The sequence below is a fragment of the Ruegeria sp. BG7 genome, assembly GCF_056535685.1.
On sequence record NZ_JBQFIU010000001.1, the window covers coordinates 2230666 to 2244069 of the forward strand.

Annotated in this window: 15 protein-coding genes and 1 riboswitch; of the genes, 13 read left to right on the top strand and 2 right to left on the bottom strand. The window is 58.5% G+C overall.

Annotated elements, in window-relative coordinates; genetic code table 11:
• Positions 1 to 44 precede the first annotated feature (44 nt).
• Positions 45 to 1349: an NAD(P)/FAD-dependent oxidoreductase gene (locus ACR3EH_RS11045; protein ID WP_171184612.1), complete on the bottom strand. Its 1305-nt coding sequence runs from the start codon at positions 1347 to 1349 to the stop codon at positions 45 to 47.
• A 48-nt stretch (positions 1350 to 1397) separates the two neighbouring features.
• Positions 1398 to 2186: an IclR family transcriptional regulator gene (locus ACR3EH_RS11050; RefSeq protein WP_171184610.1), complete on the bottom strand. Its 789-nt coding sequence runs from the start codon at positions 2184 to 2186 to the stop codon at positions 1398 to 1400.
• Positions 2187 to 2477: 291 nt separating this feature from the next.
• Between ACR3EH_RS11050 and ACR3EH_RS11055 the strand changes: the two genes are divergently transcribed.
• The 13 genes from ACR3EH_RS11055 (at position 2478) to ACR3EH_RS11115 (ending at position 13371) form a co-directional block, all read left to right on the top strand.
• On the top strand, positions 2478 to 3479 hold the full coding sequence (locus ACR3EH_RS11055; RefSeq protein ID WP_171184608.1) for a taurine ABC transporter substrate-binding protein: 1002 nt from the start codon (positions 2478 to 2480) through the stop codon (positions 3477 to 3479).
• Positions 3480 to 3580: 101 nt separating this feature from the next.
• The gene (locus ACR3EH_RS11060) at positions 3581 to 4387 is read left to right on the top strand and encodes a taurine ABC transporter ATP-binding protein (protein WP_171092888.1); all 807 of its coding nucleotides are present in this window, start codon (positions 3581 to 3583) and stop codon (positions 4385 to 4387) included.
• On the top strand, positions 4384 to 5652 hold the full coding sequence (locus tag ACR3EH_RS11065) for an ABC transporter permease subunit (RefSeq protein WP_171648197.1): 1269 nt from the start codon (positions 4384 to 4386) through the stop codon (positions 5650 to 5652). The genes ACR3EH_RS11060 and ACR3EH_RS11065 overlap by 4 nt, the downstream gene beginning before the upstream one ends.
• Positions 5653 to 5859: 207 nt before the next feature.
• Positions 5860 to 5966: riboswitch (TPP riboswitch) on the top strand.
• A 44-nt stretch (positions 5967 to 6010) separates the two neighbouring features.
• Positions 6011 to 6814: a bifunctional hydroxymethylpyrimidine kinase/phosphomethylpyrimidine kinase gene (thiD, locus tag ACR3EH_RS11070; RefSeq protein ID WP_171184605.1), complete on the top strand. Its 804-nt coding sequence runs from the start codon at positions 6011 to 6013 to the stop codon at positions 6812 to 6814.
• A complete protein-coding gene (gene thiO, locus ACR3EH_RS11075) occupies positions 6811 to 7788 on the top strand; it encodes a glycine oxidase ThiO (RefSeq protein WP_171184603.1) in 978 nt (325 codons plus the stop codon). The genes thiD and thiO overlap by 4 nt, the downstream gene beginning before the upstream one ends.
• The gene (gene thiS / locus ACR3EH_RS11080) at positions 7772 to 7966 is read left to right on the top strand and encodes a sulfur carrier protein ThiS (RefSeq protein WP_171184601.1); all 195 of its coding nucleotides are present in this window, start codon (positions 7772 to 7774) and stop codon (positions 7964 to 7966) included. The genes thiO and thiS overlap by 17 nt, the downstream gene beginning before the upstream one ends.
• A gap of 2 nt (positions 7967 to 7968) precedes the next feature.
• Positions 7969 to 8733, top strand: coding sequence for a thiazole synthase (locus ACR3EH_RS11085; protein WP_171184599.1), 765 nt, complete (start codon positions 7969 to 7971; stop codon positions 8731 to 8733).
• Entirely contained in the window at positions 8730 to 9326 is a 597-nt protein-coding gene (locus tag ACR3EH_RS11090) for a thiamine phosphate synthase (protein WP_171184597.1), read from the top strand. The genes ACR3EH_RS11085 and ACR3EH_RS11090 overlap by 4 nt, the downstream gene beginning before the upstream one ends.
• On the top strand, positions 9323 to 10288 hold the full coding sequence (locus tag ACR3EH_RS11095; RefSeq protein WP_171648199.1) for a HesA/MoeB/ThiF family protein: 966 nt from the start codon (positions 9323 to 9325) through the stop codon (positions 10286 to 10288). The genes ACR3EH_RS11090 and ACR3EH_RS11095 overlap by 4 nt, the downstream gene beginning before the upstream one ends.
• Before the next feature lie 20 nt (positions 10289 to 10308).
• On the top strand, positions 10309 to 11244 hold the full coding sequence (locus ACR3EH_RS11100) for an ABC transporter substrate-binding protein (protein ID WP_171092905.1): 936 nt from the start codon (positions 10309 to 10311) through the stop codon (positions 11242 to 11244).
• Entirely contained in the window at positions 11241 to 11915 is a 675-nt protein-coding gene (gene tenA, locus ACR3EH_RS11105; protein WP_171184593.1) for a thiaminase II, read from the top strand. Before ACR3EH_RS11100 ends, tenA begins: the two co-directional genes overlap by 4 nt.
• Complete coding sequence (locus ACR3EH_RS11110; RefSeq protein ID WP_171184591.1) at positions 11912 to 12640, top strand: ABC transporter ATP-binding protein; 729 nt, start codon at positions 11912 to 11914, stop codon at positions 12638 to 12640. Before tenA ends, ACR3EH_RS11110 begins: the two co-directional genes overlap by 4 nt.
• Complete coding sequence (locus ACR3EH_RS11115) at positions 12637 to 13371, top strand: ABC transporter permease (RefSeq protein WP_171184589.1); 735 nt, start codon at positions 12637 to 12639, stop codon at positions 13369 to 13371. Before ACR3EH_RS11110 ends, ACR3EH_RS11115 begins: the two co-directional genes overlap by 4 nt.
• Positions 13372 to 13404: the final 33 nt, after the last annotated feature.

Sequence of the window (13404 nt, forward strand, 5' to 3'; positions counted from 1 at the left end):
TTTTGGCAGTTGTGAAAACCAACACGACACGGTGTCGTTTGGCGCTATCTGGTTTCCAGCCAATCCATCAAACGCATCGACCAGATCGCCGTTCCCAAACCTGCAACCTTGAACGGGCGATAGGACATGGTTCGCACAGGGGTTGTTGGAAAGGTCAAAGACTCAGGGTCAGCGCCCAAGGCACGCTCTGCCAGAACACGGCCCATCACATGTGACATGGCAACGCCGCGTCCGTTGTATCCTAGCCCGATTAAAAGACCCGGCTGAGGTTCATGCAGGTGGGGCAGGTGGTCGTCTGTTACCGCAATGCGCCCTCCCCAGCGATGGGACCAATTGGCACCTTTCAACTGAGGGAAAACGCGTTCGGCGTCTCGTTGAAGCCAATCGAAACCGCCCAAGTTGCCTGCGCCATCCACACGCCCCAACCCACCGTAAACCAACCGATTGTCCGGCTCTCGCCGTGCGTACATGATGATACGTCGGCTGTCCGAGATCGTGTGTCCCTGCGGCAGGATCGAAGCGATGACGTCTTCCGGCAACGGGTCTGTTGCGATCTGAATCGGGGTCAGGGGTAAGATGCTGTTGGGTAGTTTCGGCACCAGCGGGCCGGTATAGCCGTTGGTTGCAACAGTCACAGTGTCGGACGTGACCGACCCGTGATCCGTGCGCAGTTGCCACTTGCCGCCTACCTTGTTCATCGAGGTGACAGCGCTGTTTCCGAAAATTGAAACGCCACGTTGTTGGGCAGCACCTGCGACTCCTTGCGCCAGCATCATTGGCTGTACCGCGCCGCCGCGTGGGGTCACGACGCCACTGGAATAGGCAGTTGTGCCTGATGCGATTCGCAGATCATCCCCGCGCAAAATCTCCATTCCTGCGCCAAAGTCGTTCCAGGCTTTCACATCTGCCTCGGCCTTGCGCAACGCCCGGTCATTATGCAGCACGCGCAACCACCCTTTTTGCCGGGCCTGGCACGGGATTTGATAGGTGTCGATCAGGGTAAACAATTCGTCTGCGGAATTCAGCGACGCTTCGGTCAGGCGTTCAAAATATGTCTGTCCAAGCATACGCCGTAAGTCTTTGGGCGAGTTGAAGGGCAGCATCGGATTAACCTGCCCGCCCGTGCGACCCGAAGCACCCCAGCCGACGTCACCGGCATCAAGCACAACAACAGACGTTCCTGCTTCGGCAAGGGCCAGCGCTGCACGCAGGCCAGTAAAGCCAGCGCCTATGATGACCACATCCGCCCGCAGATCGCCGGACAATTGCGGACTGTCGAGCTTCTTTGGTGCCGTGGTTGCCCAAAGCGAATTTGGCCGTGTCGCCACGGCGGGCGGCGTTGCAAGCATTTTACTCTCGCATTACGGAACATTTATTCCATTATTCGATAGTAAAACTCAGGTCGTCAAGCCGAAGTTTTCGGGTGCTTCACCTCCGATCTGGTCGCAGATCTCGGCGGCGGTTTGTTTCAGCAAGTTGAGATTTGCGCGCAATTCGTCAGGTGTGTTTTCTGCCGTCAAAGTCCACATTGACAAGCAGGCGGCTACTTTACCCTGTTCATTCCAGATCGGGACGGACATGCCCATGACCTGCAGGAACTCTTCTTTGACGACCATCGCGTAACCCTGGCTTCGAACGACATCAAGATCCGCTTCAAGCTCAGGCAGGTGGGTTCTGGTGAACTCGGTGAACTTTTCCAACCCAGATGACCCCAGTACGGAATTGCGCTGCTTTTCAGTCATAAACGCCAGGAAAACCTTGCCTGCGGCGGTGCAATGTAGCGGCGCGTGGTCACCTGTTCGCGCAGCATATCGAATCGCGACATGGTTGGACGTTCGCAGGTACAGAATGGTATCGCCATCCAGAACGGACAGCGCAATGTTCATACCGGTCACTTCGCTGAGGCGGTCAACGGGTTCGGCGACAACTTGCTGAAGATCGGGGTGGCGGAACCCTGCACGCGCCCATGCCTGAAACCGCGGCCCGGGTTTGTAGGTTCTGCCGGTTTTCTCATACTCGACCAGACCTTCGCTTTGCAGAACGGCAAGGACGCGATGGCACGAACTTTTGACAAAGCCCGTCTGTGCGACAATGTCTGAAAACACCATCGGCCGTTTCGCATGGGTTAGGACATCCATGATCCTTGCGCATTTTGCGACGATGGAACTGTCTGTGGGTCTTGCCATACCTGATCTCACATCTACTACATTGCAGAACTACGACGAGATTTTGTTCATTTCAAGCTTTTGAGCGCTTGTTTATGTATAGTTGAACAATAAACAGTTGACGGAAAGAACGCGCACTCTCTAGTGTTTTATTCCAGAACAACTGTTCTGCACCACGATAGAGCGAAGGGCTTCAAGGTAAGCGGTGTGCAAAAGACTCGGCACCGTGTCGCAAGACGCAACCAACGCTCCCTCAAAAGATAAAACGGCGGTTCGCGCTGAAAACAAAAAGTGACCCAACCGGAGGATACTATGAAGAAGACACTCGCTACTCTCGCCGCGACCAGTGTGCTTGCACTGACAAGCCATGCGGTACTTGCGCAGGATCTGGAAGAAATCACAGTCGCATACTTCCTGGAATGGCCCCTGCCCATGCTGGAAGCCAAAGCCAACGGAACCTATGACGAAGCGCTTGGCCTCAAGGTCAACTGGGTGAGTTTTGAAACCGGCACCGCGATGAGCGCGGCGATGGCTTCGGGCGACGTACAGATTGCGGTCAGCCAGGGCATTCCGCCTTTCGTTGTTGCCGCATCCGCCGGCCAGGCGATTCAGGTGGTTGATGTCGCCGTGACGTATTCCGAGAATGACAACTGTGTCGTGTCGGAAGCGCTGGAGATCGACAAGGAAAACGCCAGCGAACTGGCGGGCAAAAAGGTCGCTGTTCCGCTGGGTACAGCTGCGCATTATGGCTTCCTGCGCCAGATGGATCATTTCGGAATCGACTTGGCCAGCCTTGAAGTTGTCGACATGGCCCCGCCTGAAGGTGCGGCAGCCCTGAGCCAGGGCGCGGTTGATTTCGCCTGCGGATATGGCGGCGGTCTGTCCCGTATGAAAGAACACGGGAACGTTCTATTGACTGGTGCCGAGAAAGAAGAACTGGGCATTCTTGTGTTCGACGTAACCTCGTCCCCGGAAAGCTTTATCTCGGAAAATCCGGAACTGGTCGCACAGTTCCTGCAGGTAACTGCAGATGCAAACGAGCGCTGGAACTCGGGTGCCGGCGGTGATGCGATGCTTGAGGTTATTGCCAAGGAATCCGGCATGGACCTTGATGGCGCACGCGCCGCTATTGGGACAATGGGCTTCCCCAGCATGGATGATCAGCTGTCCGAGAAATGGCTGGGCGGCAATGTGCAGACCTTTATGAAGGGTGTGGCCGACGTGTTTGTCGAAGCCGGCAGCATCGACGGTGCGCTGGACAGCTATGCCAACTCGGTCAACACTGAACCGATGACGATTGCCGACGGCAAGTAACAGAGTCCGGCGTGGCGCATTTCGATGCGCCCGCCGGTGCTGACCCGGCAATTGGGCGCGCCGCCCGCGCGTGAGGGCGCCTGTATCAAAGAGAGACGGATATGACAGGTTTATCCATCGAAAACATCTCTATGCGCTTCGACCTGCCCAATGGAACGGCAGTGCAGGCGTTGAAAGATGTCACGTTGCATCTGAACGAAGGCGAGTTGATGAGCGTGCTGGGCCCCTCGGGCTGCGGCAAGACCACACTGCTGAACATCGTTGCGGGTTTTCTGGCCCCGACCGAAGGGCAGATTGTGATGAATGGCCACACGGTCACTGGCCCTGATGCCGAGCGTGGCATGGTGTTTCAAAAAGGCGCTTTGTTCGAATGGATGAGCGTGCGTGACAATGTAAGTTTTGGTCCCCGGATGAAGGGCCAGAAGGAAGCGCAATACGCGGCCGAAGTCGATCATCTGCTTGAGGTCGTGGGCCTTCAGGACTTCAAGGAAAAGGCGATCTATGAATTGTCTGGCGGGATGCAGCAGCGTGTGGCGCTGGCGCGATGTCTGGCCAATGACCCCGATGTCATCCTGATGGACGAACCGCTGGGTGCGCTGGACGCGCTGACCCGTGAAAAAATGCAATCGCTGGTTTTGAAACTTTGGAAAGAGACCGGCAAGACTATCATCCTGATCACCCACTCTGTCGAAGAGGCGCTGCTGCTGGGTGAGCGTCTGTTGGTGATGGCACCTAGACCGGGGCGCATTCACAAGGAATATCGCCTTCCCTTCGCAGATATGGGCGTCGACCAGGATCTGCGTGAGGTCAAGAAACACCCTGACTTCGCCACCAACCGCGAAGAGATTCTGGGCATGATCTGGGACATGGAAGAAGAAATCATGGGTCGGACGGAGGCAGCGCAATGATCCCCATTCTGATCTATATCGCGATATTCATCGGCGCTTTCTTTGTGGTCAAACTGGTGACTGCAGGCACAGACCGCCATGATTTCACATCTCTAAAGACGGTCACCTTTGGCGATGAAAGCGCCGTTGTCTCGGATCGTAAGGCGTCAATCATCTCAATCATCGCCATCTTCGTGCTATGGGGCGCATTCACCGGGTCGGCCTTGTTGCCGTCGTTCTTGCACGCGCCGGGGCCGTATGTCGGAGAAGGTACGTTCACCTACACGGTGGAAACGGCAGATGGTCAGACCGATGACGCCACGGTGACGGTAATTGTACACCCTGCGGACGCACCGGTGGACGAACCCGAGGTCGCACCCGGCGACGGATTTGCCAAAGACGATGCCGTAGTGGTTCAGGCTTATCGCAGCAAACTGGCCCGTCTTGACCGAAATGATGAGGTCGGCCGCGACGAGGGGGCCAAGATCGTTGCTGTGAATGGTCAGCCGATTGAACCGGGTGGCGTCGTGAACACCGATTTCGGCCGTGTGGTCATGTCGCAGCGTGGCACACTCAATATTGACCCGGACAAAGGCTGGCAGATGGAACCGATCTGGCTGCCCGCACCGGAAAACGTTTTCGAACGGCTGGGCGAGATTGCCAGCGAAGGCTTCCGGAACTTCACCCTTTGGGAGCATCTGGGCTATTCGCTGTTCCGCGTGATCGTGGGCTTCCTTCTGGGATCGCTTGTGGGCATTCCGTTGGGATATGCAATGGGCCTGTCCAACTGGTTCCGTGGATGGTTCGACCCGATCGTCGAATTCATGCGCCCGGTTCCGCCGCTGGCCTTGATCCCGCTGGTGATCATCTGGGCCGGGATTGGTGAGGGCGGCAAGATCATCCTGCTGTTCCTGGCGGCGCTGTGGATCATGGCGATTGCGGCCCGTTCTGGTGTGTCCGGCGTGAACATCTCGAAGGTACACGCGGCCTATTCCCTTGGGGCGTCAAAGTGGCAGGTGATGCGCTATGTGATCATCCCCAACTCGCTGCCCGAGATCTTCACCGGTGCGCGGGTTGCGATGGGCGTCTGCTGGGGCACGGTTGTTGCTGCAGAACTGGTCGCTGCTGAAAAAGGGGCTGGCATGATGATCATGGTTGCCTCGAAATTTCAGAACACCGACATCGTGATCATGGGTATCATCCTGATTGGCGTCATCGGCTTCGGTATCGACATGCTGATGCGCTGGGCCGAACGTGTTCTGGTGCCCTGGAAAGGTAAAAGCTGATCGATTTGAATCAGACGTCAACGCGCGTCTGATTGCTTTTAGACCGATAAAAGGCGCGGTTTCCCGGTCCCGGGTGCCGCGCCTCTTTCATTGTGCGCCTGCCGCCCTGCTATGCGTGTGACAAAACGGGTCAGCGATATATCCAGTTTGCAGGCTGATTACGCCCAATTGGCTCTTGCGTTTGGCGTCGGCGGCTGAGATTGTCTGCGCCAACCGTTGGGGTGCCCTGATCGCAGGGCTGAGAGGCGCGGCTGCGCTAACCCATCGAACCTGATCCGGGCAATTCCGGCGTAGGGAACGGTCTTATGAATGCAGACAGTTTTCCTACATCGTTGCCCAAAGAAGATGGAGCGACGACATGGCTGCAATTGCCTTGACCATTGCGGGATCCGACAGCGGCGGCGGTGCCGGGATACAGGCCGATCTGAAGGCCATGTCAGCACTTGGTGTTTTTGGGGCCAGCGTGATCACCGCTGTCACCGCACAGAACACACAGGCCGTCACAGCGGTGCATGGTATCCCTCTGGACGTGATCGAGGCGCAAATTCACGCAGTGCTGGGCGATCTGGACGTCAAAGCCGTAAAGATCGGTATGCTGGCTACACCCGAGATCATTCAATCCGTTGCCAAGGGGCTGGCTGACTTTCAAGGCCCCATTGTTCTGGACCCGGTGATGATCGCCAAGTCCGGTGACGCCTTGCTGGCGCAAGAGGCAATTCAAACCTTGCGCGATATGCTGTTGCCGATGGCGACGGTTTTGACCCCAAATCTGCCCGAAGCCGCTTGCCTGTTGGATGCACAAGAGGCCGAAACGCCCGAGGAGATGGCCGCTCAGGGTCAGGCTCTTTGCGCCTTGGGTGCGCGCGCTGTGGTGATGAAAGGCGGTCATGGTGCGGGCGAGGTGTGTCATGATTTGCTGATCGACCCGACAGGTATCGTGGCAGAGTTTCTGGCCCCGCGCCTGAACACCAAAAACACGCATGGGACCGGATGCACCTTGTCATCCTCGATTGCCGCTGGTTTAGCAAAGGGTCTGCCTTTGAAGGAGGCCGCTGCGCAGGCGCATGAATACCTGCAAGGCGCGATTGGACGCGCAGATGAGCTGAACGTGGGTTCCGGGCATGGTCCGGTGCATCATTTCCATCAGGTCTGGCCCAAGTGACCGTCTGGTCTGTCATAGGAGCCGGGGTTGCCGGTCTGGCCGTCGCCAGCGAACTGGTGTCGCGCGGCGCGAAGGTGCAGGTGTTTGATCCCGGCGGCCCGCCTGGCCCGCACGGGTGTTCGTGGTGGGCCGGGGGCATGCTGGCCCCCTGGTGTGAATATGAAAACGCGGAAGAACCGGTGCTGAGACTGGGTCAGCAGGCAATCGACTGGTGGGCTGGTCGCACACAGGTACAGCGGTGCGGTACGCTGGTTGTCGCCAATACACGAGACCTGCCCGACCTGCGCAGGTTTGCGCGCCGGACTGAGGCGTTTGTTGATGTAGATCGCGCGAAACTCACTGAGTTAGAGCCTGACCTACACGGGTTTGGGAAGGGCCTGTTCTTTGACCAAGAAGCTCATCTTGACCCCCGTCAGGCGTTGCAGGACCTCTATCGAGGTCTGAAAGATCAAGGGGTGGAGTTCCACCGGAAACTGGCCCCAGCACAACTTGGAAACGCAATCGACTGCCGCGGCTTGCACGCGCGCGAATATCTTCACGATCTGCGGGGCGTGAAGGGCGAGATGCTGGTCGTACGCTGCCCCGACGTGACGCTGAACCGTCCTGTGCGCCTGTTGCACCCTCGAATGCCGCTTTACATCGTGCCGAGGGGCGATGGCATCTACATGCTGGGTGCGACCATGATCGAAAGCGAAGACAGCAGCCGCATCACGGCCCGGTCCATGCTGGAACTGCTCAGCGCGGCTTATGCCCTGAACCCGGCCTTTGGTGAGGCTGAGGTGCTGGAAATCGGCGTCGACCTGCGCCCCGCCTTTCCCGATAATTTGCCCCGCATCCGCCGCTTGGGCAGGACAATCTATGCCAACGGGCTTTATCGACACGGTTACCTGCTGGCCCCGGCGTTGGCGCAGGGTGTGGCGGATCTGGCGTTGGACAACACACATTCGGAGATGGTCGATGAAGATCGTGCTTAACGGAGAGGCGCGGGACGTACGCGCCGAAACCCTGGCCGAGCTGCTGGACGAATGCGGCTTCACTGGCCGCGTTGCCACCGCAGTGAACGAGGATTTCGTGCCGTCCAGTCTACGCATTGCGCACGAACTGGCCGATGGCGACCGGGTCGAAGTTGTTGCACCGATGCAGGGAGGGTGAGCATGAAGACCTTCTACGGAACCGAACTGCCCAACCCTTTGATGCTCGGCACGGCCCAGTATCCCAGCCCGGCCATTTTGGAGCAGGCTTTCCGCGACAGTGGTGCGGGTGTTGCAACCGTATCCTTGCGCCGTGAATCCGGTGCCGGGCAGACCTTTTGGCAGATGATCCGGGAACTGGGCGTCCTGATCCTGCCCAACACCGCTGGTTGCCACACAGTGAAAGAGGCTGTGACCACGGCCCATATGGCCCGTGAGGTGTTTGAGACCCCGTGGATCAAGCTGGAACTGATTGGACACACCGACAGCCTGCAACCGGATGTGTTCCAGTTGGTCGAAGCCGCCCGCATCCTGACTGAAGACGGGTTTCAGGTTTTTCCCTATACCACCGATGATCTGATCGTGGGCGAACGCCTGCTGGAAGCAGGGTGCGAGGTGCTGATGCCTTGGGGCGCGCCGATTGGGTCTGGGCGTGGTCTGAACAACGAATATGCCTTGCGCGCGATGCGGGCCGAGTTTCCGGACGTTCCACTGGTGGTCGATGCCGGTATTGGCCTGCCCAGCCATGCGGCCCACGCGATGGAGCTGGGCTATGACGCCGTGCTGTTGAACACTGCCGTGGCTCGCGCCGGGGATCCTGTTCTGATGGCCAAAGCGATGGCGCAGGCGACGCTGGCCGGGCAGTTGGCCCATCAGGCTGACCCGATCGAGGCGCGCGATATGGCTGAACCTTCTACCCCTGTTGTTGGAAAGGCATTCCTGTCATGACGCTGGACCGTTTTTATCCGATCTTCGATCACTCGGACTGGCTGCGACGGATGTTGCCGCTGGGTATCAAGCTGGTGCAGCTGCGCGTCAAGGATCAGCCGGATGATGAGGTGCGCGACCAGATAGCGGCTTCGCGCGATTTGTGCCGCGATCATGGGTCGGTTCTGGTGATCAATGATTACTGGCAACATGCCATTGATCTGGGGTGCGACTGGGTTCATCTGGGGCAAGAGGATCTGGACGATGCAGATCTGAAAGCCATCCGAAAAGCGGGTCTAAAGCTGGGCGTTTCTACCCATGACGATGATGAGCTTGAGCGCGTGTTGGCCATGGATCCCGACTATGTGGCGTTAGGGCCCGTCTATCCAACCATCCTGAAAAAGATGAAATGGCATCAACAGGGCCTGCCCCGCGTGACCGAATGGAAGGCTCGCGTTGGCGACATTCCCTTGGTGGGCATCGGTGGTATGAGTGTTGAGCGCGCGGCAGGTGTTATAGAGGCCGGGGCCGATATTGTCTCGGCCGTGACGGACATTACTCTGAATGCTGACCCCGAAGCGCGGGTGCGCGCGTGGATCGAGGCCACGCGATGAGCCGCTATGCCCGTCAGACGCTTTTGCCAGAAGTGGGCGAAGAAGGGCAGGGTCGCCTGACTTCGGCTCATGTTCTCGTGGTTGGCGCGGGCGGGTTGGCCGCGCCGGTCCTTCCGCTTTTGGCCGGGGCTGGTTTGGGGCAGATCACGATTGTAGATGGTGACAACGTGGACCTGTCGAATCTGCATCGGCAAACCTTGTTTGCTGAGGCCGATTGCGGACAGCCCAAGGCAGAGCGGGCCGCCGACCGGTGCCGCGCGTTGAATTCCGAGGTTGAAGTTGTTGCCTTCAATCACGCGCTTACCAGTGAAAATGCGGCCTCTCTGGTCGCGCAAGCCGATGCCGTTTTGGATTGCGCTGACAGTCACGCGGCCAGCTATATCCTGTCGGACACGTGCCTGGAGCAAGACAAACCGTTGATCAGCGCATCGGTTCTGGGGCTTTCCGGCTATGTCGGCGGGTTCTGTGGCGGTGCGCCATCCCTGCGCGCTGTGTTCCCGGATGCGCCGGACAGTGGGGCCAGTTGCGCGACAGCGGGCGTTCTGGGTCCTGTGGTTGGCGTGATCGGGGCGATGCAGGCGCAGATGGTGCTGAACCTGATCCTCGGGTTGGAGCCGTCACCTTTGGGGCAGATGGTGCAGTATGACGCGCGTACCCTGCGCAGTACTGGGTTCCGGTTTGACGATGCACCCGAGCCGAATACGTGCTTTCGGTTCCTCTCTGCCAGTCAACTGACGGATACCGACCAGATCGTGGAGCTGCGCGGTGTCGAAGAAGCGCCGATTGCAACCCATCCAAACGCCGCTCGCTTTTTGCCGAATGAACTTCACAAGTTAGACCCTAACAAAGGCAAAAGGCTTGCACTTTGCTGCGCGACGGGCCTGCGGTCTTGGCGCGCCGCCGAACAGTTACAACCAGATTGGCCGGGCGAGATCGTCCTTGTCGCGGCCTCAACCTCGTGAGTGAAAAGGAAACGCGAGACATGAAAAAGCTGATGACAGCCATTGCCCTTCTGGCCGCCGTGCCAGCTTGGGCCGAAGACAAGATGACCGTTCTGCTGGATTGGTTTATCAACCCTGACCACGGCCCTATTATTGTGGCGCAGGAAAACGGCTATTTCGCCGAGCAGGGGCTTGAGGTTGAAATCGTCCCACCTGCGGACCCGTCCGCCCCGCCGCGTCTGGTAGCTGCCGGTCAGGCAGAACTGGCCGTGTCGTATCAGCCGCAGCTACATCTGCAAATCCACGAGGGCCTGCCCCTGAAACGCGTTGGCACGCTGGTTGCAACACCCTTGAACTGCCTTTTGGTGCTGGAAGACGGCCCGATCAAATCGCCCGCCGACCTCAAGGGCAAGAAGATCGGTTTCTCTGTCGCAGGTGTCGAAGAGGCCATCCTTGGCACCGTTCTGGGCAAATATGACGTTGCTCTGGACGATGTGGAGCTGATCAACGTCAACTTCTCGCTCTCGCCCTCGCTGATGACCGGTCAGGTCGACGCGGTTATCGGGGCTTACCGTAACTTTGAACTCAACCAGATGGATATCGAAGGTCGTCCGGGCACTTGTTTTTACATCGAGGAAGAAGGCGTGCCATCCTACGACGAACTGATTTATGTCGCCAACCCCGAGACGATGGACAAAGACAAGATCGCCCGCTTTTTGGCCGCGACCGAAAAGGCGACCCAGTATATCGTCAACAACCCGGAAAAAAGCTGGGAGATCTTCGCAAGCACGTCACCTGAACTGCAAGATGAGCTGAACGCCCGCGCCTGGGTCGACACGCTGCCACGTTTTGCACTGCGCCCCGCAGGCTTTGATGCCGGTCGCTATGCCCGGTTCGAGGCGTTCCTGAATGAAAGCGGCATGATCGACAGTATCCTTCCGGTCAGTGATCTGACCATCGACGTGACCGCGCAATGAACGGGTATGGCAAAGCCTTCACGCTGATGCGTGATGCGGCGCAGGGGCCGTGGCGGGACTATACCCGCCACGCCTTTGTCGAAGGAATGAAAGACGGCACGCTGCCGCGTGAGGCGTTTCTTCACTATCTGCGACAGGATTACGTGTTTCTGATCCATTTTTCTCGTGCCTGGGCTTTGGCGGTAGTGAAATCGGAAACGCATTCCGAAATGCTGACAGCGGTTGGCACCGTGAACGCTTTGGTCGCGGAAGAAATGCAACTGCACATCGGTATCTGTGAGGCTGCTGGAATCTCACAGGATGAATTGTTCGCCACCCCCGAGCGCGCCGAAAATCTTGCATATACGCGGTTCGTCCTCGAAGCGGGATACAGCGGCGATCTGCTGGACCTGCTGGCAGCGTTGGCCCCCTGCGTTATGGGCTATGGCGAGATCGGTGCGCGGTTGGCGGAGGAAGCGACGTCCGAGACCTATCGCGACTGGATCAACACCTATGCCGGTGAAGAGTATCAAGGCGCGTGCCAAGCGGTAGGTGAGTTGCTGGATTCGGCTCTAACACGGCGACTTGGGGGAGATTTTGAATCTTCGCCCCGCTGGGATCGTTTGTGCCAAACCTTCCGAACGGCGACGGAATTGGAAGTGAATTTCTGGCAAATGGGACTGACCCCGTGACCCCTGCGCCTGATCTGACCATAAACGGGTCTGCCAAAATCGACGGCGCAACCCTGTTCGCTCCGTTGACCCTGACCCTTGGGGCAGGGGCATGGACCTGTTTGCTGGGCGGATCGGGCGTGGGAAAAACGACCGTTTTGCGGTTGATTGCCGGGCTGGAAACCGGGGCCGAGTTCTCGGGCCAGATAACAGCAAGCGACGGTTTGCCGGTCTCGGATCGGGTGGCTTACATGGCGCAGGACGACTTACTTCTGCCTTGGGCGACTGTGGCGCAGAACGTTTCACTTGGTGCGCGGCTGCGGGGCGAAAAGCCTGATCTGGATCGGCGTGACCGCCTGATCAAACGGATGCGCCTGCAGGATCACATGACCAAGAAACCGACCGAGCTGTCGGGGGGCCAAAGACAGCGCGTCGCGCTGGCCCGTACGCTGATGGAAGATCGGCCTATCGTGCTGTTGGATGAGCCGTTTTCAGCGCTCGACGCCCGGACCCGCGCCGATATGCAGGATTTGGCGGCCGAGGCTCTGGCAGGGCGAACTGTCCTTTTGGTCACGCATGACCCCGGTGAAGCCGCGCGCTTGGGGCAGTCCATTGTTGTCATGACCGAACACGGCCTGACCCCTTGCGACCCGCCTCATGCTCCGGCCCCACGCAGCGTGGATGATCTGGAAACGCTGGAAACTCAGGGTGCGTTGCTGCGACTTCTGCGGGAGGACGCAGTATGAAGTACCTGTCGGCCCTCGCAGCTACACTGTTTGCATTGATCATGTGGCAAGGGATCGTGACCCTGACAGGTTTGCCAAAATTCATTCTGCCCGGCCCCGCTTTGGTGGCCGAAACCTGGTGGCAAAACAGATGGTTGATCGCCGAACATGCGTGGATCACCGCAGTTGAAGTTGTCATAGGCTTGGCTGTCGGAACGGTTCTGGGCGTCATCACAGCGCTTCAATTGGCGAATTCGCGCGCCGCGCGGGTTTTGGTGCAGCCCATGCTGGTGTTCACTCAGGCGCTGCCGGTTTTTGCACTGGCACCGTTGCTGACCCTGTGGCTTGGCTATGGTCTGTGGTCCAAGGTCGCGATGGCGGTGCTGATCATCTATTTCCCGATCACCTCGTCGTTTTTTGATGGGCTGATGCGTACGCCACCGGGTTATCTGGATCTGGCGCGCACGATGCAGGCCAGCAAACGGTCGGTGCTGTGGCACATCCGTATTCCGGCGGCGCTGCCTTCGCTGGCTTCGGGCATGCGTCTGGCGGCGGTTTATGCTCCGATCGGGGCGGTGATTGGCGAATGGGTCGGCTCGTCGCAAGGTTTGGGCTATCTGATGCTGCTGGCCAATGGCCGCGCCAAGACCGACCTGATGTTTGCGGCAATGCTGACGCTGGGTGTGTTCTCGATCCTTCTGCATATGATCGTCCGCCGCGCCACCGCGCGCATGGCAGGCGAGGCGCGTTAACCAATCAGAAACCGATTCTGCGTCAGGGTGAAG